Source organism: Pseudomonas sp. T1.Ur, from assembly GCF_023516725.1.
Taxonomy (GTDB): domain Bacteria; phylum Pseudomonadota; class Gammaproteobacteria; order Pseudomonadales; family Pseudomonadaceae; genus Aquipseudomonas; species Aquipseudomonas alvandae.
Genome location: NZ_JAMGSN010000001.1, coordinates 5,003,901 through 5,028,662, shown reverse-complemented (window position 1 = coordinate 5,028,662; position 24,762 = coordinate 5,003,901). Strand labels below are relative to the sequence as shown.

Below are 24,762 nucleotides of genomic sequence, written 5' to 3'. Positions count from 1 at the left end.
TCTCCTCAGCAGTCCAGTGGGTTGCGTTTTTCTGGATCGATGCCGAACTTGGCGATGGCTTCGGCCACCACTTTAGGTTCGATATCGCCACGGTCAGCCAGGGCTTCCAGGGCTGCCAACACAACGAACTTACGGTCGACTTCGAAGAAGTGACGCAGCTTCTTGCGGCTGTCGCTACGGCCGAAACCGTCGGTGCCCAGCACTTTGAATTCCTTGGACGGAACCCACTGGCGGATCTGCTCCGCGAACAGCTTCATGTAGTCGGTGGAGGCGATGACCGGACCTTTACGGCCGTTCAGGCACTCTTCGACGTAGCTCAGCTTTGGCTTCTGGCCAGGGTGCAGGCGGTTGCTGCGCTCTACGGCCAGGCCGTCGCGACGCAATTCGTTGAAGCTGGTCACGCTCCAGACGTCAGCGCCAATGTTGAACTCTTCACGCAGGATCTTCGCTGCTTCACGCACTTCGCGCAGGATGGTGCCGGAGCCCATCAGCTGGACATGGTGCGCCGCTTCGCGGGTGTCTTCTTCGAGCAGGTACATGCCCTTGACGATACCTGCTTCCACGCCGGCCGGCATCGCTGGCTGCTGGTAGGACTCGTTCATCACGGTGATGTAGTAGAAGACGTCCTGCTGCTCTTCGGTCATCTTCTTCATGCCGTCCTGGATGATCACCGCCAGCTCGTAGCCGTAGGTCGGATCATAGGTGCGGCAGTTCGGGATGGTCCCGGCCAGCATGTGGCTGTGGCCGTCTTCGTGCTGCAGGCCTTCACCGTTGAGGGTGGTGCGGCCGGCGGTGCCGCCGATCAGGAAGCCACGGGTACGGCTGTCGCCAGCGGCCCAGGCCAGGTCGCCGATACGCTGGAAGCCGAACATCGAGTAGAAGATGTAGAACGGCAGCATCGGCTGGTTATGGCTGGAGTACGAAGTACCGGCGGCAATGAAGGAGCTCATGGCGCCCGCTTCGTTGATGCCTTCCTCGAGGATCTGGCCTTTCTTGTCTTCCTTGTAGAACATCACCTGGTCTTTATCGACTGGCTCGTAGAGCTGGCCGACGGACGAGTAGATGCCCAACTGGCGGAACATGCCTTCCATACCGAAGGTACGGGCTTCGTCCGGGATGATCGGGACGATGCGCGAGCCGATTTCCTTGTCCTTGACCAACTGCGCGAGGATCCGCACGAAAGCCATGGTGGTGGAGATTTCACGGTCGCCCGAGCCGTCCAGGATGGCCTTGAGGGTATCGAGTGGCGGCGTCGGGATGCTGAAGCTCTTGGCGCGGCGTTGTGGCACGAAACCGCCCAGGGCTGCGCGGCGCTCGGCCAGGTAGCGGGCTTCGGCGCTGCCTTCTTCGGGCTTGAAGAACGGCAGGTTTTCCAGCTCGCTGTCCTTGACCGGAATGTCGAAGCGGTCGCGGAACAGCTTCAGGCTCTCGACATCGACTTTCTTGGTGTTGTGCGCGGTGTTCTTCGCTTCGCCGGCACCGGTGCCATAACCCTTGATGGTCTTGGCCAGGATGACAGTCGGTTGCTCTTTGTGGTTGACCGCCTGGTGGTACGCCGCGTAGACCTTGTACGGGTCGTGGCCGCCACGGTTGAGTTTCCAGATCTCGTCGTCGGACAGGTCCGCAACCATCGCCTTGAGTTCAGGCGAGTTGAAGAAGTGCTCACGGACGAACGCGCCGTCCTTGGCCTTGTAGTTCTGGTACTCGCCGTCGATGACTTCGTCCATGCGACGCTGCAGGATGCCGTCGACGTCCTTGGCCAGTAATGGGTCCCAGAAACGGCCCCAGATGACTTTGTTGACGTTCCACTGGGCACCACGGAACACGCCTTCGAGTTCCTGGATGATCTTGGCGTTGCCGCGAACCGGGCCGTCGAGGCGCTGCAGGTTGCAGTTGATGACGAAGATCAGGTTGTCCAGCTTCTCGCGACCGGCCAGGGAGATAGCGCCCAGGGATTCCGGCTCGTCGCACTCGCCGTCGCCCATGAAGCACCAGACTTTCTGCTTGCCTGGCTGGATGAAGCCACGGGCTTCCAGGTACTTCATGAAACGTGCCTGGTAGATCGCCTGGATCGGGCCCAGGCCCATGGAAACGGTCGGGAACTGCCAGAAATCAGGCATCAGCCAAGGGTGTGGGTACGAGGACAGGCCGTTGCCGTCCACTTCCTGGCGGAAGTTGTTCATCTGGTCTTCGGAAATGCGGCCTTCCATGAACGCACGGGCGTAGACGCCTGGCGATGCGTGACCCTGGAAGTAGATCAGGTCGCCGCCGTGTTCGTCGGTCGGGGCCTGGAAGAAGTAGTTGAAGCCGATGTCATACAGCGTCGCGCTGGAGGCGAAGCTGGAGATGTGACCGCCCAGGTCAGAATCTTTCAGGTTGGTACGCATGACCATGGCCAACGCGTTCCAGCGCACCAGCGAGCGAATGCGGCGTTCCATGAACAGGTCGCCAGGCATGCGTGCTTCGTGGGTAACGGGGATCGTGTTGCGGTACGGCGTGGTGATGGCGTAGGGCAGTTGCGAACCGCTGCGGGTTGCGAGTTCACCCATACGGGTCATCAGATAATGAGCACGGTCTTCGCCTTCTTTGTCGAGAACCGATTCCAGGGCGTCCAGCCATTCCTGGGTTTCGACGGGATCGAGGTCTTGCATGGCTTGCTCCAGGGCGGAAAGGCTACCAGAATCGGTTGCCTGAGTTTGCGACTGGCCTTGTGGGCAGACGATATAAATTCTTGGATTGCCGAAGGTTGTTTCGGCGGCGTGTAGTTTTACTACAAATCGTCGGCCGTTTCAGCCTTTCGAATGTATAGACGAGTAGTAAAACTACACATGAGCGGCTGATGGCCCCTCGTTTCGTTGTGAGAATAATCGTTACTGTTGGTCATTTGCCAACTCGAACAGGTAAAAACTTGATGCCGGCTGCCAATAAAATCAGAAAATCAGCTATTTATCATCTTTGTTCGACAGTCGATCAGGTAGTGTCTTCTGTAAAAACACTACATCCAGCCTTTCCCGCGCCGATCAAGGATAGACCATGAGCCTGCCCTCGCTTGCCGAAATGCCGGCAATTCTCCAGTCATTGGTCAGTCGCGCCGAGCAGTCGTTCCGCGCAGCGGTCGCGCTCCTTGACGACGACCATGGATTGTCGGCCTGGACGCCGCAGCGTTGGGCCGAGTTCAACCGCGTTGCCGCCGCCAGTGACTTCGTCATCGAGCAAAGTGTACGAGATCCTTTGATGCTGTTGGCACTGGTGCGCAGCGGCGAACTGGACCGCAGCCTGGCGCCCGGTGAAATGTGCGCGCAGATAGGGGCCGCGGTCCAGGCCGCCGAAACCGAAGACGAACTGGGCCGCGTCCTGCGCCGCCAGCGTACCCGCCAGCAGGTGCGGATCATCTGGCGTGACCTGACGCGGCAGGCCGACCTGGTGCAGACCTGTCGCGACCTCTCGGACATGGCCGACACTTGCATCGACCAAGCCTATCTATGGTTGTACCAGCGTCTCAGCCAACAATTTGGCACGCCCACCGGCCGACGCAGCGGCGAACCGCAGCAGATGGTCATCCTGGGCATGGGCAAGCTCGGCGCGGTGGAGCTGAACCTGTCGTCGGACATCGACCTGATCTTCGCCTACCCCGAGGGCGGCGAAACCGTCGGCGCCAAGCGACCGCTGGATAACCAGGAATTTTTCATCCGCGTCGGCCAGCGCCTGATCAAGGCCCTCGACCCGATGACCGTGGACGGCTTCGTGTTCCGCGTCGACATGCGCCTGCGCCCCTACGGCTCGGCCGGTGCGCTGGTGCTGAGCTTCAATGCCCTGGAGCAGTATTACCAGGACCAGGGCCGCGATTGGGAGCGCTACGCCATGATCAAGGCGCGGGTGGTGGCCGGCGACCAGGTGGCGGGCGCGCAACTGCTCGACATGCTGCGCCCTTTCGTCTATCGCCGTTACCTGGATTTTTCCGCCATCGAAGCGCTGCGCACCATGAAGCAGCTGATCCAGCAGGAAGTGCGGCGCAAGGGCATGGCCGACAATATCAAGCTGGGCTCGGGCGGTATTCGCGAGGTGGAGTTCATTGCCCAGGCGTTCCAGCTGATCCATGGCGGTCGCGACTTGAGCTTGCAGCAGCGGCCGCTGCTCAAAGTGTTAAGCACGCTGGAGGGCCAGGGGTACTTGCCGGCCAAGGTGATCGACGAGCTGCGCCAGGGCTATGAGTTCCTGCGCTGTACCGAACATGCGATCCAGGCCATCGCCGACCGCCAGACCCAGATGCTGCCGGACAGCGCCCAGGATCAGGCGCGCATTGCGTTCATGCTGGGCTTCGCTGATTGGAGTGCGTTCCACGAACAACTGATGTACTGGCGCGGGCGCGTGGCCTGGCATTTTGGCCAGGTCATCGCCGATCCCGATGAAGAAGAGGGCAGCGAAGGCGAAGTGGCGGTGGGGGGCGAATGGTTGCCGCTGTGGGAAGACAGCCAGGATGAGGAAGCGGCGTGTCGCCAGTTGGAAGAAGGCGGTTTCGCCGATGCGTCCAAGGCACTGAAGGCCTTGGCGGCGCTGCGCTCCAGTCCGCAGTTACGCGCCATGCAGCGCCTGGGACGTGAGCGCCTGGACGCCTTCATTCCGCGCCTGCTGGCCCAGGCGGTGGAACATGCAGATCCGGACCTGGTGCTGGAGCGGGTATTGCCGTTGGTGGAGGCCGTGGCTCGTCGCTCGGCTTATCTGGTGTTGCTGACAGAAAACCCCGGTGCACTGCGTCGCTTGCTGACGCTGTGCGCGGCGAGTCCGTGGATCGCTGAACAAATCACCCGTTTCCCCTTGCTGCTCGATGAATTGCTCAACGAAGGCCGCTTGTTCAAGCCGCCCTTGGCGCCAGAATTGGCGGCTGAGTTGCGTGAGCGCCTGACGCGTATTCCCGAGGATGATCTCGAGCAACAAATGGAGGCTCTGCGACACTTCAAGCTGGCCCACCGTCTGCGGGTGGCGGCATCGGAAATCGCCGGCAGCCTGCCGTTGATGAAAGTCAGCGATTACCTGACCTGGCTGGCCGAGGCGATTCTCGAACAAGTGTTGGCCCTGGCCTGGCGCCAGACAGCGGCGAAACATGGCGTGCCGTTGCGCACCGACGGCAGCTTGTGCGATCCGGGGTTCATTATTGTCGGTTACGGGAAGGTCGGCGGTTTGGAGTTGGGGCATGGTTCCGACCTGGACCTGGTGTTCATCCATGATGGCGATCCGCAGGCGGAAACCGATGGCCCGAAACCCATCGACGGTGCCCAGTTCTTTACCCGGCTCGGCCAACGGATCATCCACCTGCTGACGGCCCAGACCAACTCCGGGCAGTTGTATGAAGTGGACATGCGTTTGCGACCATCCGGCGCATCGGGTTTGCTGGTCAGCTCCTTGGGGGCGTTTGCCCGCTACCAGGAGAACGAAGCCTGGACCTGGGAGCATCAGGCTCTGGTGCGAGCCCGTGTGCTGGTGGGCAGCCAGGATGTGGGCGAGGCGTTCGAGAAAGTCCGCGTCCAGGTGTTGGGACGCAAGCGGGATTTGCCGACGCTGCGCCAGGAGGTGAGCGAAATGCGCGCCAAGATGCGCGACAACCTTGGCAGCAAGGCCACCGCCGCCGGAACCGCGCCGAATGCCTTCGAAGCCACGGCGCCCTTCGACCTCAAGCAAGATGCCGGAGGTATCGTCGATATTGAATTTATGGTGCAATACGCGGCTCTGGCGTGGTCCGAGGAGCATCCTTCGCTGGTGCGCTACACCGATAACATCCGCATCCTGGACGGGCTGCAGGAGGTCGGGTTGATGCCTGCCGAAGATGCCACGCTGTTGCGCGAGGCTTACAAGGCCTACCGCTCCGCCGCCCACCGCCAGGCCTTGCAGAAAGATGCCGGGGTGATCGCAGGCGACCAGTTCGTGGACGAGCGCCGGCAGGTGATGCGGATCTGGCGGGAGCTGGGACTCAGCTGAAATGGATTTGCGGTGCTGCACGGTATTGGAAGCCGGTGCAGAACCCTGTGGGAGCGAGCCTGCTCGCGAAAGCGGAGTGTCAGGCGGCATTGATGTTGGCTGTGCCGGCCTCTTCGCGAGCAAGCTCGCTCCCACAATGGATTTGCGGTGCTGCACGGTGTTGAAGCCAGTGCAGAACCCTGTGGGAGCGAGCTTGCTCGCGAAAGCGGAGTGTCAGGCGGCATTGATGTTGGCTGTGCCGGCCTCTTCGCGAGCAAGCTCGCTCCCACAATGGATTTGCGGTGCTGCACGGTATTGAAAGCCTGTGCAGGACCCTGTGGGAGCGAGCCCGCTCGCGAAAGCGGAGTGACAGACGACAATTGATGTTGGCTGTGCCGGCCTCTTCGCGAGCAAGCTCGCTCCCACAATGGATTTGCGGTGCTGCACGGTATTGGAAGCCGGTGCAGGACCCTGTGGGAGCGAGCCCGCTCGCGAAAGCGGAGTGACAGACGACAATTGATGTTGGCTGTGCCGGCCTCTTCGCGAGCAAGCTCGCTCCCACAATGGATTTGCGGTGCTGCACGGTGTTGAAGCCGGTGCAGAACCCTGTGGGAGCGAGCTTGCTCGCGAAAGCGGAGTGTCAGGCGGCATTGATGTTGGCTGTGCCGGCCTCTTCGCGAGCAAGCTCGCTCCCACAATGGATTTGCGGTGCTGCACGGTATTGGAAGCCGGTGCAGGACCCTGTGGGAGCGCGCCCGCTCGCGAAAGCGGAGTGTCAGACGACAATTGATGTTGGCTGTGCCGGCCTCTTCGCGAGCAAGCTCGCTCCCACAATGGAATTGGGGTGCTGCACGGTATTGGAAGCCAGTGCAGGACCCTGTGGGAGCGAGCCTGCTCGCGAAAGCGGAGTGTCAGGCGGCATTGATGTTGGCTGTGCCGGCCTCTTCGCGAGCAAGCTCGCTCCCACAATGGAATTGGGGTGCTGCACGGTATTGGAAGCCAGTGCAGGACCCCGTGGGAGCGAGCCTGCTCGCGAAAGCGGAGTGTCAGGCGGCATTGATGTTGGCTGTGCCGGCCTCTTCGCGAGCAAGCTCGCTCCCACAATGGAATTGGGGTGCTGCACGGTATTGGAAGCCGGTGCAGGACCCTGTGGGAGCGAGCCCGCTCGCGAAAGCGGAGTGACAGACGACAATTGATGTTGGCTGTGCCGGCCTCTTCGCGAGCAAGCTCGCTCCCACAATGGATTTGCGGTGCTGCACGGTATTGGAAGCCGGTGCAGGACCCTGTGGGAGCGAGCCTGCTCGCGAAAGCGGAGTGTCAGACGACAATTGATGTTGGCTGTGCCGGCCTCTTCGCGAGCAAGCTCGCTCCCACAATGGAATTGCGGTGCTGCACGGTATTGAAAGCCTGTGCAGGACCCTGTGGGAGCGAGCCTGCTCGCGAAAGCGGAGTGTCAGGCGGCATTGATGTTGGCTGTGCCGGCCTCTTCGCGAGCAAGCTCGCTCCCACAGTTGATTGACGGTGTGTTGTAGATTAGGGCCACAGGCAACGACCTAAGCCACAGTGATTCTCGAGGCGGGGAGGCGTAGGCCTCCCCGTATCGTTTTTGGAAACCACATGAATATTCTGATCGTTGGGCCCAGTTGGGTCGGTGACATGGTGATGGCGCAGACACTGTTCCAGTGCCTCAAGCAGCGTCACCCGCAGTGCGAAATCGACGTCCTGGCCCCGGAGTGGAGCCGGCCGATCCTTGAGCGCATGCCCGAGGTGCGCAAGGCCTTGAGCTTCCCGCTCGGCCATGGCGTGCTGGAGCTGGCGACCCGCCGGCGTATCGGCAAATCCCTGGTCGGCCAGTACGACCAGGCGATCCTGCTGCCCAATTCGCTCAAGTCGGCGCTGGTGCCGTTTTTTGCCGGTATTCCCAAGCGCACTGGCTGGCGTGGCGAATTTCGCTATGGCCTGCTCAACGATGTGCGCACGCTGGACAAAGATCGCTATCCGCTGATGATCGAGCGCTTCATGGCCCTGGCCTACGAGCCGGGCGCCGAGTTGCCCAAGCCGTATCCTCGGCCGAGTCTGCAGATCGACCCGGTGACGCGGGAAGCGGCGCTGGCCAAGTTCGGCCTGACCCTGGACCGCCCGGTACTGGCCCTGTGCCCGGGTGCCGAGTTCGGCGAGTCGAAGCGTTGGCCGGCGGAGCATTACGCCCAGGTCGCCGAGGCGAAGATTCGCGAAGGCTGGCAAGTCTGGCTGTTCGGTTCCAAAAACGACCACTCGGTGGGCGAAGACATCCGCTCGCGGCTGATTCCCGGCCTGCGGGAAGAGTCGGTCAATCTCAGCGGTGACACTTCCCTGGCCGAGGCCATTGACCTGCTGTCCTGCGCCGATTCGGTGGTGTCCAACGACTCCGGCCTGATGCACGTGGCCGCCGCGCTGAACCGTCCGTTGGTGGCGGTCTACGGCTCTACTTCGCCGGGCTTTACCCCACCGTTGGCGGACAAGGTCGAGGTCGTGCGCCTGGGGATCGAATGCAGTCCGTGCTTCGATCGCACCTGCCGCTTCGGTCACTACAACTGCCTGCGCCAGCTCATGCCGCCATCGGTGAATGAAGCCCTGGAGCGTTTGCAGGGCACACCCGTGGAGGTCCGGTAACTTGCGGGTATTGCTGATCAAGACGTCTTCGCTGGGGGATGTGGTCCATACGTTGCCAGCGCTGAGCGATGCGGCGCGGGCTATGCCGGGCATCAAATTCGATTGGGTGGTGGAAGAAGGCTTCGCCGAAATTCCCACCTGGCACCCGGCCGTGGGCAAGGTCATTCCAGTGGCGATCCGGCGCTGGCGCAAGAACCTCTGGCAGACCATCAAGGGTGGCGAATGGCGGCGTTTCAAACAAAGCATGCGCGCCGAAAAATATGATCTGGTGATCGATGCCCAGGGCCTGTTGAAAAGCGCCTGGCTGACTCGCTACGTCAAGGCGCCGATCGCCGGCCTGGATAAAGACTCGGCGCGTGAACCCTTGGCGGCGCGTTTCTATTCGCGGCGCCTGGCGGTGGCCCGTGGTCAGCATGCGGTGGAGCGCGTGCGTCAGTTATTCGCCTTGGCGCTGGGCTATGACTTGCCGCAAACCCAGGGTAACTATGGCCTCGACATCGACCGTTTGGTGGAATTGCCACGGCCCTATCCCTACGTGGTATTCCTGCACGGCACGACGTGGGAGTCCAAGCATTGGCCCGAGCTTTACTGGCGTCAGCTCACCGAGCGCATGGGGCAATTCGGCGTTGTGGTGAAGCTGCCATGGGGCAATCCGGCCGAGAAGGCCCGGGCCGAGCGCATTGCCAATGGGCTGCGCAATGCGCTGGTATTACCGAAGTTGAACCTCGGCGGCATGGGCAAGGTGCTCGCCGGCGCCCAGGCTTGCGTAGCGGTGGACACCGGTCTTGGCCATCTGGCCGCGGCCCTCGACGTGCCGACCATTTCGCTGCTCGGCCCGACCAACCCGGTGCTCACCGGCGCCTATGGCAAGGGCCAGATTCACCTCGCCAGTGATTTCCCTTGCGCGCCCTGCATGCAGAAACAATGCACTTATCCACCCACCGCCGAGGATGCCCGGCGGTTCGACCTGAAACGCGAGCAGCCCCTGTGCTTCACGCGTCTGAATCCCGAGCGTGTTGCCAGCCACCTGAGCACGTTATTGGCTGAGGAGCCGCGCTGATGCAATTGGCTTTTGTCCTTTACAAGTATTTCCCCTTCGGCGGCCTGCAGCGTGACTTCATGCGCATCGCCCTGGAATGCCAGCAGCGCGGCCACCAGATTCGCGTCTACACGCTGATCTGGGAAGGCGACGTGCCGCCCGGTTTCGAAGTGCTGGTGGCACCGGTCAAGGCGTTGTTCAACCATCGCCGCAACGAAAAGCTCAGCGCGTGGATGGAGGCCGACCTGGCCAAGCGCCCGGTGGACCGGTTGATCGGCTTCAACAAGATGCCCGGCCTGGACGTGTATTACGCCGCCGACGGCTGCTTCGAAGACAAGGCACAAAACCTGCGCCATTCGCTGTACCGGCGCTGGGGCCGCTACCGGCATTTCGCCGAGTACGAGCGGGCGGTGTTCGCCAAGGACGCCAAGACCGACGTGCTGATGATCTCCGAAGTCCAGCAGCCGCTGTTCATCAAGCACTACGGCACGCCGCTGGAACGCTTTCACCTGCTGCCACCGGGCATCGCCCAGGACCGCCGCCGGCCTGCCGACGCTGACGAAATCCGTGCCGCGTTCCGGGCCGAATTCGAGCTGGCCGACGACGACCTGCTGCTGGTGCAGATCGGTTCGGGGTTCAAGACCAAGGGCGTGGATCGCAGCCTCAAGGCCCTGGCCGCGTTGCCCGCGCACGTGAGAAAACGCACCCGACTGTTTGTAATTGGCCAGGACGACCCCAAAGTATTCCAATTGCAGAGCGCCGCGCTGGGGCTCGGTGACAATGTGCGGTTCCTCAAGGGCCGCAGCGACATCCCGCGTTTCCTGCTGGGCGCCGACCTGTTGATCCATCCGGCGTACAACGAAAACACCGGCACTGTCTTGCTTGAAGCGCTGGTCGCCGGGTTGCCGGTGCTGGTCAGCGCGGTGTGTGGGTACGCCCACTACATCGCCGAGGCCGACAGCGGCCTGGTGCTGGACGAACCGTTCGAACAAGCGCAACTCACCGAGTACCTGGGGCGGATGTTGAGCGATCCGGAAGCGCGCGCGACGTGGAGTCGCAACGGCCTGGCCTTCGCCGAGACGGCCGACCTCTACAGCATGCCGCAGCACGCGGCCGATGTGATATTGGCGGAGCACGCTTGATGAAATTGATGCTGGCCGAACCGTTCAAGAGCCTTTGGGCCGGGCGCGATGCGTTCGCCGAAGTCGAAGCGCTCAAGGGCGAGGTCTACCGTGAGCTCGAAGCCCGGCGCACCCTGCGCACGGAGGTGGACGGTCGCGGCTTTTTCGTGAAGATCCACCGTGGCATCGGCTGGGGCGAGATTTTCAAGAACCTGCTGACCGCCAAGCTGCCGGTGCTTGGCGCGGGCCAGGAATGGAAGGCCATCCAGCGCCTGCAAGAAGCTGGTGTGCCGACCATGACGGCCGTCGCCTACGGCGAGAAGGGCAGCAATCCGGCGGATCAGCATTCATTTATCGTCACCGAAGAGCTGGCGCCGACCATCAGCCTTGAAGACTTCAGCATCGACTGGGTCAAGCAAGCGCCGCCGCCCAAGCTCAAGCGCGCCCTGATCGCCGAAGTGGCGCGCATGACCGGGATGATGCACCGCGCCGGCGTCAACCATCGCGATTGCTACATCTGCCACTTTCTGCTCCACACCGACAAGCCGGTGACACCCGAGGATTTCAAACTGTCGGTGATCGACCTGCACCGTGCCCAGACCCGCCCGGCCATTACCACACGCTGGCGCAACAAGGACTTGGCAGCCCTGTATTTCTCGGCGTTGGACATTGGCCTGACCCGCCGCGACAAGCTGCGTTTCCTCAAGGGCTATTTCCAGCAGCCGCTGCGCCAGGTCCTGGCTGAAGAGGCTTCGTTGCTGGCGTGGCTCGAAGGCAAGGCCAACAAGCTGTATGACCGCAAGCAGCGGTACGGGGATGCGCTCTGATGTCGGGTTGGAACCTGGAGCCGGCCTACGCTGAACTGGCGCAGGATTTCGGCAGCCTCGATGCGGTATTTGCCATTCAGGGAGAGCGTTTGACGCGTGATCCGCTGTCGGAAGTGATCCGCATACAGCGCAACGGTGTGAACTACTACGTCAAGCGCTACGTCGGTGCCGGCAAAGGCCTGCGGCGCTATCTGGGCAAACCCCGGGTCAAATCCGAGTGGCAGAACCTCAAGCGATTCGCCAAATGGGGCATTCCCACGGCCGAGATTGTTGCCTGGGGCCTGGAGCGACGTGGCGCGGCGTACGATCGCGGGGCGATGATCACCCGTGAACTGCCTCGTACCGAAGACCTTTCGGCCTTGGCCGAGCGCCACGATCCGCGTCTGCGCGATCGCGCCTGGGTCGAGGGCGTGAGCCAGCAATTGGCGGGCTACACCCGAACCATGCACGAGCACCGTTTCACCCATAACGACCTGAAGTGGCGCAATCTGCTGATCGACGACCAGGCGCGACTGTTCCTGATCGACTGCCCGAACGGCGATTTCTGGCGCGGCTTCTGGCTCAAGTACCGGATTACCAAGGACCTGGCCTGCCTGGACAAGGTCGCCAAGTATCATCTGTCGGCCACCCAGCGCCTGCGTTTTTACCTGCAATACCGCCAGCGCGACCGGCTCGATGCGTGTGACAAAAAACGCATCCGCCACGTAGTGAGATTTTTTGAGGGACGTGAATGACTGATTTCCTGGCCGCTGAAGACCGGGCGTTGCTTGCGCGTCATGACCTGGACAGCTTCGAGGCCCTTTGGTCGCGAGAACTGGATGCCGTCGATGAGCCCAATACCGTAGGCGGCGGCTGGAGCAGTGTGTTCCGGCTGGAGCTCGAAGGGCAGGGCTATTACCTCAAGCGCCAGAGCAATTACCTGACCCGGACCTTTTCGCACCCTTTTGGCGAGCCCAGTTTTTCCAGGGAGTTTCGCAACATCAGCCGGTATCGCCAGTTGGGGATTCCGGCGTTGCAGGCGGTGTTCTATGGCCAGCGCAAGGTGGACGGTGAAGTGCGGGCGATCCTGCTGACACGGGCATTGGATGGCTGGGATGACCTTGATTCGCTTCTGCAGCGCTGGTCGAGCCTGACGGCCGCGCAGCGCACTACGATTCTCAATGCTTGCGGGCAGTTGGCGCGACGCCTTCACGCCATGCACCAAGTGCACGGCTGCTTCTATCCAAAGCACATTTTCCTGCAGGCCACCGAGAGCGGCTATCAGGCCCAGTTGATCGACCTGGAGAAGACCCGCCCGCTGCTGTTCGGACAGCGCGACCGGGTCAAGGATCTGGAGCCCCTGCTGCGCCGGGCCCGGGCCTGGAGCGAAGATGAAGTGTGCCAGTTGCTGTCTACCTATCTGGACCAGCCCCTTGACGGCGCGCTGGTGGATCAATGGCTGACCCGTCTGAGCGCTCGACGCACCCATAAGGAGGCTCGCTGATGCATTTGTCGGAATTGAAAAACGCCGGCCGCAGCCCGAGCCTGCCCCTGAGCCTGGAACTGGCCGATGCTGCCGGTCCGGCGCAATTGCAATTGCTTTCACTGTTGCGAGTATTGCCGGGCCAGCGTTACGTCGGTGCCGGTATCTGGCGTGGTCGGCCGGTGCTGGCCAAGTTGCTGGTGGGCAGCAAGGCGCCCCGACACTTCCAGCGTGAACTGCAAGGCGTTCGCCTCCTGGCGGAGCAGGGACTGACGACGCCATTGCTGTTGGCCGATGGCTTGAAGGAAGGCGAGGGTGGCTGGCTGCTGTTCGAGCTGCTGGAGGATGCCGAAAGCCTCGGTGACGCCTGGAAACAGGTCGAGCACCTGCCAGTATTGGCGGACGAGCAAACGGCAGTATTGGCCGAGGCCTTGGGCGCGATTGCGCAGCTGCACAGCAAGGGGCTGTGGCAGGAAGACTTGCATCTGGACAACCTGCTGCGCCATGGCGGCAAGCTCTATCTGATCGATGGTGCCGGCATTCGCGCCGAAACCCCGGGGCAGCCGTTGTCGCGGCAGAAGGTATTGGAAAACCTCGGGGTGTTCTTCGCCCAGCTTCCCAAATCCATCGAGCCGTTCAATGAAGAACTGCTGGTGTATTACCTGTTGGGCAACGCCGAACACGCCTTGCCCATGGAGGCGCTGCAAAAACAGATCGATAAAGTGCACACCTGGCGGCTGAAAGACTTTCTCGAAAAGGTCGGGCGCGAGTGCAGCCTGTTCAGCGTACAGCGCGGACCGTTCGGGCTGCGAGCGATCCGTCGTGATGAAGAGGCCGCGATGGTTCCAGTGCTGGAGCAGGCCGATGAGTTGCTCGACCTGGGCCATCTGTACAAGACGGGCGGCGCGGCCAGTGTCGGCAAGGTCGAGTCGAATGGTCGCACCTTGGTGATCAAGCGCTACAACATCAAGAACTTCGCCCATTGGCTCAAGCGCTTCTGGCGTCCAAGTCGCGCCTGGCATTCCTGGCGCGAAGGGCATCGACTGGCTTTCCTCGGCATCGCCACGCCCAAGCCGCTGGCGCTGCTGGAAAAGCGTTTCCTCTGGCTGCGCCGAGGGGCTTACCTGGTGACCGAGCACCTGTCGGGCCCAGACATCATTGAACGCTTCGGCCCTTACGTGGAGAACGGTGAAGCCCCCGAGACTGAGTTGCTGGCGCTGGATCGCTTGTTCGCCGACCTGATCCGCGAACGTATCAGCCACGGTGATTTCAAGGGGCACAACCTGTTCTGGCAAGACGACCGCTGGGCGCTGATCGACCTCGACTCGATGTGCCAACACCGCAGCCAGTCCAGCTTCGCCCAGGCCTATGCCCGGGATCGGGCGCGGTTCATGCGCAATTGGCCTGAGGGGAGTGCGTTGTATCGGGTGATTGATGGGCGGTTGCCGAAGGAAGCCGATAGCGCCCCAGCCGTCTTGTAGGCGCTGTGTAGAGGCTATGTAGGATCTGTGTGGGATCTGTGTAGGAGCTGTGTAGGAGCTGCCGAGTGCAACGAGGCTGCGATCTTTCCCCCAACACATGAATCCCAAGCAAAAAGATCAAAGATCAAAAGATCGCAGGCTTCGCCAGCGCCTACGGTGCCCGGCGGGAGCAAGCGCCCTCGCCACCAGTGCGCTGAGCCCGTCAGTGGTGCCAGGCCAGCGCTATAAACGCGGGCTACTCATCGCTAGAGGCTTAAGGCCGCTTTTCAGCTATAATCCCGCCCTTTAGCTGCCCCGCACCCCTGGGTGCGCGGCACATTCATTTTTCGCGGCGCTTGTCGCCCGTATGCAGACATAAGAGGCTAGACCCTGTGGCATTGACGATTCTTGGCCTGTCCGGCGCCCTTAGCCATGATCCTTCCGCAGCGCTGTACATTGACGGCAAGCTGATCGCGGCGGCCGAGGAAGAGCGCTTCGTACGCGATAAACATGCAAAGAACCGCATGCCCTACGAGTCGGCGAAGTTCTGTCTGGAGCAGGCCGGCATCAAGCCTTCGGACGTCGATGTGGTGGCGATCCCGTTTGCCCCGATCAGTCTGTTCGGCGAAGCTCGCTGGCACTACGCCAAGCGTTACTGGTACGCACCGGACCGCGCCCTCGATGCGATCCTGATGGGCAACCGTCGCTACAAGCGCTATCGCCGCAAGATCGTCTGGTGCCTGGAGCAACTGGGCTTCGATCCGAAAAAGATCAAGATCGAGCCGGTCGAGCACCACTTGGCCCACGCCTCCAGTGCCTATCATTGCTCGGGCTTCCAGGAAAAAACCGCGATCCTGGGCATCGATGGCAAGGGCGAATACGCCACGACCTTCTTTGGCTACGGTGAAAACGGCAAGATCCACAAGATCAAGGAATTCTTCGATCCGGACTCCCTGGGTGGCCTGTACGGCGCGATCACCGAGTTCCTCGGTTTTGAAATGCTCGACGGCGAATTCAAGGTCATGGGCATGGCGCCTTATGGCGACGCCACCAAGTACGATTTCTCGCGCCTGGCTTCGTTCGAAAACGGCGAATTGGTGATCAACACCGACTACGCCAACGTGATCGGCCTGCGCCGCTATAAAGAGAAGGGCAAGGGCTTCTACTTCTCGCCGAAGCTGATCGAATGGCTCGGCCCGAAACGTGAAGGCGACATCGCCGACGAGCCGTACATTCACTACGCGGCGAGCATGCAGGCGCTGTTCGAGAAGCTCGCATTGCAGATGATCGACCACTACCTGGGCGACGTGCTCAAGGAAACCGGCAAGCTGGCCTTCGCCGGTGGCTGTGCGTTGAACGTCAAGCTGAACCAGAAAATCATCGCCCGTGATGACGTCAAGGAGCTGTTCGTGCAACCGGCTTCCGGCGACGCCGGTACGGCGGTGGGCGCGGCCGCTTATGTGTCCCACGCCCGTGGCGTGCCGGTAGAGAAGATGGAACACGTCTACCTCGGCCCGGCCTACAGCAACGAAGACGTGATCGCCGCGTGCGCCCGCCACCCGAGCAAGCCAGCATGGCGCAAGATCGACAACACCCCCGAGCGCATCGCCAAGATCATGGTCGACGGCAACCCGGTGGCCTGGTTCCAGGGCCGCATGGAGTTTGGCCCGCGTGCCTTGGGCGGTCGTTCGATCATCGGTTGCCCGAGCGCCAGCGGCGTGGCCGATCGTATCAACGAGCAGATCAAGTTCCGCGAGCGCTGGAGGCCTTTCTGCCCGTCGATGCTCGACACCGTTGCACCGCAGATGATCAAGGTCGATCACCCGGCACCGTTCATGACCTTCACCTTCGAAGTCGCCGAAGAATGGAAGACCCGCGTGCCGGAAGTCGTCCACGAAGACGGCACCTCCCGGGCCCAGGTGCTCAAGCGCGAATACAACCCGCGCTACTACGACATGATGAAGGCCCTGGAAGTCCTGACCGGCAACGGCGTGTCGCTGAACACCTCGCTCAACCGCCGCGGCGAACCGATGATCTGCTCGCCGACCGACGCGCTGAACATGTTCTTCGGTTCGGACCTGCAGTACCTGATCATGGAAGACATTCTGGTGGTCAAAGACGGCGTGGATGCTTATGACTGAGATGTTGGTCAGTGTCATCATTCCAGCTTACAACTACGCCGAGACATTGCCGCGAGCGGTGAATTCTGTCATTGCGCAGTTGGGCGAAGCCCAGGCAGAGCTGCTGGTGATCGACGATGGCTCCACTGATGCGACGCCTCAAGTTGTAGAGCAGTTGCTGGTCGAGCATGCCGGGGCCTTTCGAGCCCTGCGCAAACCCAACGGTGGTCTGTCGTCGGTGCGGAACCGTGGGATCGAGGAAGCCCGGGGCCAGTACCTGATCTTCCTTGATGCGGATGATGAGATGGCGCCGGGCGCGCTGGCGGCTGTGGCCCGGCATGTCGCCGATAACCCCGAGAGTCGTTTGATTATTGGCGGCCATTGGTCGGTGTTCTCCGACGGTCGTCGCGTCCGGCACAGCGCCACGCCCTTGCCGGTGACGCCGCGTGAACGTGTTCGTGGCTATCTGCTGGAAAAGACGGTATCGCTGTCCAACGGAGCCTGTGTCATGCACCGGGAGGTGTTTGGGCCAGGCAATTATCCTTTGCACCTGCGTAACGTCGAAGATATACCTGTGTTTGCCCAAGTGCTTGCGCGCTTTCCATGTTCCACATTGGATCAGCCGCTCGCGCTGATCCACAAGCATGATGACAGCATGCGACATGACCTCAAGCAAAGCCTGGCGGCGGGGGTGGGTATGGTGGACGAGGTGTTTGCTCCTGCGCGGATGCCGGCGGAGTTGCAGGACCTGCGTCAGGCCTTTATCGCCCAGCGCTGCCTGTCGTTGTTCCGCGACTGCTATAGCGCTGGGGACTATGTCCATGCAAAGGCTTTTTATGCCCGAGCCGTACGAACCAACTTTTTTTCGATCATGCGCTGGTCCTACACCCGCAAGGCCGTCCGGTTGTTGTTCAAGTGAGCGCTTCGAGTCCTGATCACGCTGTCTTCCAGGCCGACGACAACTGGGCCCGAAAAGCTCGTGAACTGGACCTCTATCGCTGGAAATTGTTGCGTCAGCGTCATGGTCGCCTTGGCAGTTTGTTGCGGCTGCTTCGCGATGTGATGGTTGATATCGCGGTCGGACTGCGTGCCAAGGCATGCTTGAGAAATTCGGTAGACACCACGCCCTGTGAGGTGCTGCTGCTGCATTCGGCGCCAAAATCCATGGCGTTGCAGCGCAAGAATATCCTGATCGATGCACTGCGCAAGCGAGGATGCCGGTTGACGGAGGCTGCGCTTCGATCGCCCTCGCATGCTTGTAGCGAACGCATGCTTTTGGCTCCGCCACAGTCCGTGCCGCTACGTTATCTGGTCTATGCCGCCCACGCCCAGTGGCTGGTGATGACGTATCAACCAAAAGTGTTGATCAACGAGCGCAATGGCAGTCTCCATGCACCGTTCCTGCGTCTTGCATTGGCTGCGCGTGGCGCCCGGTTGCTGCATCTGGCCCACGCGACGACGCTGGAATCCTCTCGCCGGCTGGGAATGAATGACTACGATTACTACGGTGTCTTTGGTCGTAGTTCATGGGTGGCGTTGCAAGAGCGGACGTTGCGGTTTGGCGAGTCGACGGTGGTGCTGCTCGGTTCGTACCTTGCCGATGAAACTTATGATTTGCCTGTTGCGGATCCAGCGATCAAGACATTATTGATCCTGGGGGTCGGGCCGGATCGCGAGAAGGAGTCCGGTTATCAAGAAACCTATCGGCTACTGCGTGAGTGGGCTGGACGCAATCCTCACTACCGTGTGCTGTTCAAGCGCCACCCGCGCAGCAAGGCTCAATTCTGGAGCGATGCGGCTACACGTTTCTCCAATATCGAGCTATTGGATATCAATCAGTCATTGGCCCAGGCTCTGGCGCGGGCCAGCGTTGTGGTCAATATCATGTCCAATGCCGGAATAGAAGCCGGCTTGGCTGGTCGGCCGGTCATCTACGTAAATGCTGGCAGTGATGTGGATATTTTTGCTCACGCCTTGTTTTTCGGGCCGCAGGTGCGTGACGAGGGGGCTTTCTCTCATCAGTTGCAAGCGCTTGAGCGCAATTATCCAGAGTCCGTGGCAAAGGCCCGAGGTTTCGCCGATTACCATTTGGTCTACGGCTCCCAAGGGCTGGCAAAAACCGTCGAGCTGATCGAAGGCTTGCTGCAAGGCGTGGACCCCGAGCGAAAATTCGAAACCTTCAGATTGCCCGCTGCCGGTTGACATCGATCTCCGGCAAATCAGGCGTTGAGCGCCGTTCTAAGCTCCAGTTCACTGCACGTCTGTTGGTGACTAAGGTAGTGCTGCAGAAACTGGTCGTCGCGCAGTAGCCATTCGCGGTCCTGGCGATAGCGCAGCATATGCTTGAAGTTGCGTAGGCGCAGGCCTTTGCGCAGTGGTCTGCCATAGGTGCGCAGGTCAGCTATATCAATCAAACCCAAAGAGTTTTCGGGCGTCAGCACGACGTTCCCCAGGTGCGCCGAGCGAAAATAGATACCGCTCTGATGCAGGCGTGCCATGAACTCACCAAGTTGTGCGCGAAGATTGCCAAGGTCGTCGCTGCCCAGCAACTGACGAAGCGTGCTGCCGGGCAGAGGGTCGTAATGGACGGCGTCACGCTCAATTGAGGGAATGCGATAGACGTGGCGAATGTGCGGGCATTCGATGCCGCGCCCCTGCAAAATCTCGCAGTTGTCGGCGAAGCGCTTGGCGTAGGGCGACCACAGTGCGGAGGTCAGCAGCCGTTTGCGGCGAAACAGCTTGAACATCGAGCCATCAGCCAAGCGCAGCACTTTATCCCCCTGGCGGTCAGCTTCGAGGACATCGGCACCTTCACGCAGGCTGAGGTAAACAGTATGGTCGAGCGTTTGCATCAAGGCTCCGGGGCTTGGCCCGATGGGATGGGCAGCCGCATATGTTAACGCAGTGTGCGGGCTGCAAAAACCGCTGTGGTATAGTCGCGCCAATTTTCCAAGATGCTCGCTCTGTGTAAGGGCCTGCATGGCGCCGTCTTCCTGGAAGTTCCATGATAAAAACGCTGTTCATTTCCTTGGCCAAGCATCAAGGCCTCTATTTCAATCGCTTGCTCAGCGAAACCGAATTACAGGGTAAAGTCGTCACTCCCCAACAAATGCCTTGGCCGAGGTCTCTGCTGATCTCCAGGGTCATTTCGCGCGTCGATTGGTCGAGCTTGATCCAGGAAAAATGCGAGGAGCGGCGAGTCAAGAACAAGTACGACGGCCTTCTGTATCGCTTGCTGTTACGCCTCGAACTTTTTTGGATGGCACTGCGCGCCCAGGCTTTGCTTGATCAGGAGCGTCCTGATGTATTGGCGTTCTGGAACGGTTCTCATCGTTATTGCCGATTGTTGGTGGCGCTCGCGCCGACGGGCTGCAGGATGTTTTTTTTCGAGAATGGTTTGTTGCCCGATACAACGACGGTGGACCCGCGTGGCGTGAACTATCTGAATGCGGTTCCGCGCGAAGCCGATTTCTACCTCAATTACCCGCATTCGGTACCAGAGGACCAGGCGCCAGCGGTGCTGATTCCCCGTGCGCCTCGTACTACCGGCCCGGCGCCGATTGCACTGCCTGGGCAGTTTATATTCATTCCGTTCCAGGACGATCGAGACAGCCAGGTCCGGCTGTTCTCTCCGTGGATCAGGAATATGCGCGAGATGTTTGCGCTGGGCGAGCGCCTGGTCGAGGAGACTGGCCTGACGGTAGTTTTCAAGGAGCATCCGTCCAGCCGCGAGACGTATCCCGAGCTGCACGAGCGCTGTCATGAGCGCCTGCTCTTCGCCAATGGCAATGCCACACAGCAGCTGATCGAAGCCTGCCAGTTCGTGATTACCATCAATTCGACCGTGGGGCTGGAAAGCTTGTTGTTGGGCAAGCCCGTCCTCACGCTGGGCCAGGCTTTTTTCAACATCGAGGGCCTGGTGATGCATGCCGACGACCCCGAGCGGGTGGTGGAGCTGTCTCGTGCATTTCCCAAGTGGCCGCTCAATGAGCGTTTGCGGCGCAACTTTCTCCACTACCTTTCCGAGCACTACTGTATCAAGGGTGGTTGGAAGAATGCGGATAGAGCCCAGCTTCAACGGGTTACGGATCGGATATTGAGTAAAGTTGGATGCTGAGGAATATGAAAAGACTTATCGATAAGGATGTCTTGGTGGCATGGGCGTCCATTGGCTTTCTGGTTCTGCTCTGTGGGGCGTGGGTCCTGCCGAGCAATAAGGTGTATCACCAGATGTTGATTGTCCTGCTGTGGCTGCCCGCCTTGCTGGCGTTGTTCCATCGGGATTTCAGGCTGCTGTTCAAGCAGCCGGAGTGGGCGCTTTTTGCATTATTCATGGCTTGGACGTTATTGGTCTTGTTGGTTGAGGGCGGTGACAGCGGTTTCGGCAAGGCGAAAGTTACGCTCTACGTGACGCTGACGCTGTTCGGCATTTTGCTGGCGGCACAGAACAGTAAATGGCGGCTCGAATCGATGTTGTTGTATGCGTCGATCCTGGGCGGTTTTTTTGCTTTGGCCTCCTGGATCTATTTCTATGAGTTTGCCGCTCAGCCTTTTAGCGCACGAGTGCTTGCCATTGGCGTATGGAACACCGCCATTCCGGCCGCGCATGCGGTGGGGGCGCTCGCAATCATTGGCATTTTTACGATGCAGACCAAACGTTTCAGTCCTTTGGCAATGATGCTGTTGGTCATTCCTTTCCTGGGATATGCGATGTTTTTGGGCTTCAATCAGACCCGCGGTGTATGGGTAGGCTTGGCCGCGGGTTTGTTGGTAACAGGCGTGGCCAGGCCGTCGAGGCTGACCGGAGCGTTGATCTTTCTAGGCATTGCCGGGGTAGCATTCATCGCTATATTCAAGCCCGAGATTCTATTGCAACGTGGAATTTCCTATCGGCCGCAACTGTGGGGCGCTGGTGTTCGATTGATAGTAGAGCATTGGGCGACGGGGTTGGGCTTCCATGAATATCTCATTCCGATCCCTGAACTCTCGCGGTCGTTCAAGCATCCCCACAACCTTTTTCTGGATACCGGTGTACGTCTCGGTGTGCCTGGCCTGATATTGTTTTGTTCGCTCTGGCTGGCCGCTGGCTGGCGTGGTTGGGTTTCACGTGCGCAGCCGCTGGGTCAGGTGTTGCTGATACTCTGGGTTTTCTCCGGCACGTCATTGCTGACAGACGGCATTGGCCTATGGCTCAAACCTAACGCGGATTGGTTCATCACGTGGCTGCCGATTGCGTTGAGCATTGTATTGGCTGCTCGTGGTACGCCTGAAATCAGCGGTTCCATCCGGAGTATCCCTGCTGCTGGCTGATAACGCAGTGCGGTGAAGAAGTCCTTCCGCATGCCCTGCCACTTCGTCCTGTGTGGGCCGATTTTGTCGTTGGTTCGCTGTTACAATCCGCAGCCTGTCTGTCTTTTCAAACGTGCGAGGCGCACCGAATGGCCAATTCCGACCAGCAATCGAGCATGAAGATCTACCTGCGATTGCTGAAATACGTACTCCCGTATTGGGGCGCTTTCGCCGTCAGTATCGTTGGCTTCGTGTTGTTCGCATCCAGCCAGCCGATGCTGGCGGACATGCTCAAGCATTTTCTCGATGCGCTGCAAAAGCCAAATGACACCCAGTTCATGGGGGTCTCGCTGGTACTGGGTGTTCCGCTACTGATAGTACTGATTGCGGTCTACCAGGGCGTCGGTTCATTTCTTGGCAACTACTACCTCGCCAAGGTCGCCCGGGGCGTGGTCCATGACTTGCGGTGTGCGTTGTTCGACAACCTGCTGACCTTGCCCAATCGTTATTTTGACAACCATAACTCTGGCCATCTGATTTCCCGCATTACCTACAACGTGACCATGGTCACCGGTGCCGCCACCGATGCCATCAAGGTAGTCATCCGAGAAGGCCTGACCGTGGTGTTCCTGTTCGGCTACCTGCTCTACAGCAACTGGAAAATGACTTTGGTGTTGTTGGCGATATTGCCGGTCATTGCCGTCCTGGTGAGCAGTGCCAGCAAGAAATTCCGCAAGCAAAGCAAGAAAATCCAGGTGGCGATGGGCGATGTGACACACGTGGCTTCGGAAACCATTCAAGGCTACCGGGTGGTACGCAGCTTCGGCGGCGAACACTACGAAATCGAACGGTTTCATAAGGCCAGCGCGGATAACATGAACCGCAGCCTGGGCATGACCCGCACCCAATCGATCTACACGCCGATGTTGCAGCTGGTGATCTACATCGGTATGGCGGTATTGATGTACCTGGTGCTTTACCTGCGTGGCGATGCCTCGGCGGGAGAACTGGTTGCCTACATAACTGCCGCCGGGTTGCTGCCTAAGCCTATCCGTCAATTATCGGAAGTCAGCGCCACGATCCAGAAAGGGCTGGCGGCGGCGGAGAGCATTTTCGAGCAACTCGACGAAGAACCGGAAGTCGATACGGGTACCCAGGAAATAGCCAGGATCAATGGCCGTTTGGAAGTGCGCAACCTGAGCTTCCAATACCCTGGCACGGAAAAGCTTGTGCTCGACGATGTTTCCTTTACTGCCGAAGAGGGCCAGATGGTCGCATTGGTTGGGCGCTCGGGCAGCGGCAAATCGACCCTTGCCAATCTGATTCCCCGCTTCTACCACCATGACAAGGGCCAGATACTGCTGGACGGAGTGGATGTCGAGCAATACAAACTGACCAACCTGCGTCGCCATATCGCCCTGGTAAATCAACAGGTGACGCTGTTCAACGACACTGTTACCAATAATATCGCCTATGGCGACCTGGCCGGCGCACCGTTTGAAGACGTATGCAAGGCCGCTGAAGACGCTTATGCGGCCGAGTTCATCGAGCAGATGCCTCAGCGGTATGACACTTTGGTGGGTGAGAACGGAGTCTTGCTTTCAGGTGGCCAGCGCCAACGTCTGGCGATTGCCCGGGCTTTGCTCAAGAATGCTCCGCTGCTGATTCTTGATGAGGCGACGTCGGCCTTGGACACTGAGTCCGAGCGTCATATCCAGGCAGCCCTGGACCAGGTGATGAAGGGCCGTACCACCCTGGTGATTGCCCACCGGTTGTCCACCATTGAAAAGGCTGACCTTATTCTGCTGATGGATAAAGGCCGTATTGTCGAGCGAGGCACACATGCCGAGCTGTTGGCATTGAACGGCTTTTACGCACGCCTGCACGAAAAGGATTTTGTCGAGGAAACTGACGAGGCGGCGAAGGAGTCCTTCGTTTGATCCTGAGTCATTGGCGGGCCTGGCGAGAAAGCGGTTGGACACCTATAGACGCTGCGGCTTACGCCCGAGCCTGGCATCAGTTCGGCGGCAGCGTGGCGACACACCCTGATGTGGTCGAACGCCTGGCCGGGTTGGTGGGCATCGCGGTGCGTTATCTTGGATGGTTTGCCAACGGCCAACTGTGTGCCGCCATGCCAACGTGGGGTCGTCATGTTGCGCTGTCAAAAGATGTGCTCAAGCGTGAAGGCAAGCGGGGCATGATCGATCTTGGCAATGCCGAGGTCATCCTGCCCGTCCGTGAAGACGCCCAGATTCGCCTGCGGCACCGCATGCGCTATGTATCGGAACTCAATGCCCCGCGGGTTCTTGGCCTCACTGAGCAGTCCGAAGGTCTGGCACTGGCGCGGGAGCCTGAGGAGTACAGCAAGAAATTCCGTTATAACCAGCGTCGTGAGCAGCGGTTGCTTGAGGACGCCGGTGGCACTATCCGGCCGATACTGGAGTTGTCCGCCAGTGAACAGGCCGCCGTTTATGCCGACTTGTTCCAGCGTCGATGGAATTTCGAGGCGCCTGGCAGGACGCACCTGGCCGAGGTGTTTAGCCTTTTGCGTGAGTTCATGACCGGATCGCTGATCTACCTGAATGACGAGCCGGTGGCCATCCAGATTCTCTATAGGGTCGAGGCGCCCAAGTGGGTCAGCCTGGAATATATCAACGGCGGGGTTGACCCGCAGAGTCGCGAGTTCAGCCCTGGCAGCGTGCTCAGTTACGTCAATACCCAGGCCGAGTGGGAGCATGCCCGGGCGCTTGGGAAGCCGTTGCGTTACTCGTTCGGCCGTGCCGACCGTGAATACAAGGACCGATGGTGCAAGCGGGTTCCGGTCTATCAGGTTTGAGCAA

Annotated in this window: 17 protein-coding genes; 15 read left to right on the top strand and 2 right to left on the bottom strand. The window is 60.2% G+C overall.

Annotation, left to right across the window (positions count from 1 at the left end):
- Nucleotides 1-5: 5 nt before the first annotated feature.
- Complete coding sequence (gene aceE / locus M8Q45_RS22210; protein WP_181290926.1) at nucleotides 6-2,651, bottom strand: pyruvate dehydrogenase (acetyl-transferring), homodimeric type; 2,646 nt, start codon at nucleotides 2,649-2,651, stop codon at nucleotides 6-8.
- Nucleotides 2,652-3,033: 382 nt separating this feature from the next.
- Between aceE and glnE the strand changes: the two genes are divergently transcribed.
- From glnE to M8Q45_RS22155, 11 genes are all read left to right on the top strand, one after another.
- Nucleotides 3,034-5,973 carry a bifunctional [glutamate--ammonia ligase]-adenylyl-L-tyrosine phosphorylase/[glutamate--ammonia-ligase] adenylyltransferase gene (glnE, locus tag M8Q45_RS22205; RefSeq protein WP_249876408.1) on the top strand — a complete coding sequence of 980 codons (2,940 nt, stop codon included), beginning with the start codon at nucleotides 3,034-3,036 and terminating at the stop codon, nucleotides 5,971-5,973.
- 1,596 nt (nucleotides 5,974-7,569) lie between these two features.
- Nucleotides 7,570-8,604 carry a lipopolysaccharide heptosyltransferase II gene (gene waaF / locus M8Q45_RS22200; protein WP_249876407.1) on the top strand — a complete coding sequence of 345 codons (1,035 nt, stop codon included), beginning with the start codon at nucleotides 7,570-7,572 and terminating at the stop codon, nucleotides 8,602-8,604.
- 1 nt (nucleotide 8,605) lies between these two features.
- Nucleotides 8,606-9,664 (top strand): lipopolysaccharide heptosyltransferase I, encoded by a 1,059-nt coding sequence (waaC, locus tag M8Q45_RS22195; protein ID WP_249876406.1) that lies wholly within the window; start codon nucleotides 8,606-8,608, stop codon nucleotides 9,662-9,664.
- Complete coding sequence (locus M8Q45_RS22190; protein ID WP_249876405.1) at nucleotides 9,664-10,785, top strand: glycosyltransferase family 4 protein; 1,122 nt, start codon at nucleotides 9,664-9,666, stop codon at nucleotides 10,783-10,785. Before waaC ends, M8Q45_RS22190 begins: the two co-directional genes overlap by 1 nt.
- The gene (gene rfaP, locus M8Q45_RS22185; RefSeq protein WP_249876404.1) at nucleotides 10,785-11,591 is read left to right on the top strand and encodes a lipopolysaccharide core heptose(I) kinase RfaP; all 807 of its coding nucleotides are present in this window, start codon (nucleotides 10,785-10,787) and stop codon (nucleotides 11,589-11,591) included. The genes M8Q45_RS22190 and rfaP overlap by 1 nt, the downstream gene beginning before the upstream one ends.
- Nucleotides 11,591-12,325 (top strand): lipopolysaccharide kinase InaA family protein, encoded by a 735-nt coding sequence (locus tag M8Q45_RS22180; protein ID WP_249876403.1) that lies wholly within the window; start codon nucleotides 11,591-11,593, stop codon nucleotides 12,323-12,325. Before rfaP ends, M8Q45_RS22180 begins: the two co-directional genes overlap by 1 nt.
- Nucleotides 12,322-13,074 (top strand): lipopolysaccharide kinase InaA family protein, encoded by a 753-nt coding sequence (locus tag M8Q45_RS22175; protein WP_249876402.1) that lies wholly within the window; start codon nucleotides 12,322-12,324, stop codon nucleotides 13,072-13,074. Before M8Q45_RS22180 ends, M8Q45_RS22175 begins: the two co-directional genes overlap by 4 nt.
- On the top strand, nucleotides 13,074-14,534 hold the full coding sequence (locus tag M8Q45_RS22170; RefSeq protein WP_249876401.1) for a lipopolysaccharide kinase InaA family protein: 1,461 nt from the start codon (nucleotides 13,074-13,076) through the stop codon (nucleotides 14,532-14,534). Before M8Q45_RS22175 ends, M8Q45_RS22170 begins: the two co-directional genes overlap by 1 nt.
- Before the next feature lie 371 nt (nucleotides 14,535-14,905).
- Nucleotides 14,906-16,654, top strand: coding sequence for a carbamoyltransferase family protein (locus M8Q45_RS22165; protein ID WP_039592494.1), 1,749 nt, complete (start codon nucleotides 14,906-14,908; stop codon nucleotides 16,652-16,654).
- A complete protein-coding gene (locus M8Q45_RS22160; RefSeq protein ID WP_249876400.1) occupies nucleotides 16,647-17,552 on the top strand; it encodes a glycosyltransferase family 2 protein in 906 nt (301 codons plus the stop codon). The genes M8Q45_RS22165 and M8Q45_RS22160 overlap by 8 nt, the downstream gene beginning before the upstream one ends.
- Entirely contained in the window at nucleotides 17,549-18,835 is a 1,287-nt protein-coding gene (locus M8Q45_RS22155; RefSeq protein WP_249876399.1) for a CDP-glycerol glycerophosphotransferase family protein, read from the top strand. The genes M8Q45_RS22160 and M8Q45_RS22155 overlap by 4 nt, the downstream gene beginning before the upstream one ends.
- 17 nt (nucleotides 18,836-18,852) lie before the next feature.
- On the opposite strand, the gene M8Q45_RS22150 is transcribed toward M8Q45_RS22155, so the two are convergent.
- On the bottom strand, nucleotides 18,853-19,485 hold the full coding sequence (locus tag M8Q45_RS22150) for a protein kinase family protein (RefSeq protein WP_249876398.1): 633 nt from the start codon (nucleotides 19,483-19,485) through the stop codon (nucleotides 18,853-18,855).
- Between the two features lie 152 nt (nucleotides 19,486-19,637).
- Here M8Q45_RS22150 and M8Q45_RS22145 point away from each other — a divergent pair, with 152 nt between their 5' ends.
- The 4 genes from M8Q45_RS22145 to M8Q45_RS22130 all read left to right on the top strand — a co-directional run bounded on the left by M8Q45_RS22145 (nucleotide 19,638) and on the right by M8Q45_RS22130 (nucleotide 24,758).
- A complete protein-coding gene (locus M8Q45_RS22145) occupies nucleotides 19,638-20,750 on the top strand; it encodes a capsular polysaccharide export protein, LipB/KpsS family (RefSeq protein WP_249876397.1) in 1,113 nt (370 codons plus the stop codon).
- Between the two features lie 5 nt (nucleotides 20,751-20,755).
- Nucleotides 20,756-21,943 carry an O-antigen ligase family protein gene (locus M8Q45_RS22140; protein ID WP_249876396.1) on the top strand — a complete coding sequence of 396 codons (1,188 nt, stop codon included), beginning with the start codon at nucleotides 20,756-20,758 and terminating at the stop codon, nucleotides 21,941-21,943.
- Nucleotides 21,944-22,071: 128 nt separating this feature from the next.
- Complete coding sequence (gene msbA / locus M8Q45_RS22135; protein ID WP_249876395.1) at nucleotides 22,072-23,862, top strand: lipid A export permease/ATP-binding protein MsbA; 1,791 nt, start codon at nucleotides 22,072-22,074, stop codon at nucleotides 23,860-23,862.
- A complete protein-coding gene (locus M8Q45_RS22130) occupies nucleotides 23,862-24,758 on the top strand; it encodes a GNAT family N-acetyltransferase (protein WP_249877375.1) in 897 nt (298 codons plus the stop codon). The genes msbA and M8Q45_RS22130 overlap by 1 nt, the downstream gene beginning before the upstream one ends.
- Nucleotides 24,759-24,762: the final 4 nt, after the last annotated feature.

Coding starts and splice junctions, on each gene's coding strand:
- aceE (WP_181290926.1), bottom strand. CDS start 2,651: ATGCAAGACCTCGATCCCGTCGAAACCCAGGAATGGCTGGACGCCCTG.
- glnE (WP_249876408.1), top strand. CDS start 3,034: ATGAGCCTGCCCTCGCTTGCCGAAATGCCGGCAATTCTCCAGTCATTG.
- waaF (WP_249876407.1), top strand. CDS start 7,570: ATGAATATTCTGATCGTTGGGCCCAGTTGGGTCGGTGACATGGTGATG.
- M8Q45_RS22190 (WP_249876405.1), top strand. CDS start 9,664: ATGCAATTGGCTTTTGTCCTTTACAAGTATTTCCCCTTCGGCGGCCTG.
- rfaP (WP_249876404.1), top strand. CDS start 10,785: ATGAAATTGATGCTGGCCGAACCGTTCAAGAGCCTTTGGGCCGGGCGC.
- M8Q45_RS22180 (WP_249876403.1), top strand. CDS start 11,591: ATGTCGGGTTGGAACCTGGAGCCGGCCTACGCTGAACTGGCGCAGGAT.
- M8Q45_RS22175 (WP_249876402.1), top strand. CDS start 12,322: ATGACTGATTTCCTGGCCGCTGAAGACCGGGCGTTGCTTGCGCGTCAT.
- M8Q45_RS22170 (WP_249876401.1), top strand. CDS start 13,074: ATGCATTTGTCGGAATTGAAAAACGCCGGCCGCAGCCCGAGCCTGCCC.
- M8Q45_RS22160 (WP_249876400.1), top strand. CDS start 16,647: ATGACTGAGATGTTGGTCAGTGTCATCATTCCAGCTTACAACTACGCC.
- M8Q45_RS22150 (WP_249876398.1), bottom strand. CDS start 19,485: ATGCAAACGCTCGACCATACTGTTTACCTCAGCCTGCGTGAAGGTGCC.
- M8Q45_RS22145 (WP_249876397.1), top strand. CDS start 19,638: ATGATAAAAACGCTGTTCATTTCCTTGGCCAAGCATCAAGGCCTCTAT.
- M8Q45_RS22140 (WP_249876396.1), top strand. CDS start 20,756: ATGAAAAGACTTATCGATAAGGATGTCTTGGTGGCATGGGCGTCCATT.
- msbA (WP_249876395.1), top strand. CDS start 22,072: ATGGCCAATTCCGACCAGCAATCGAGCATGAAGATCTACCTGCGATTG.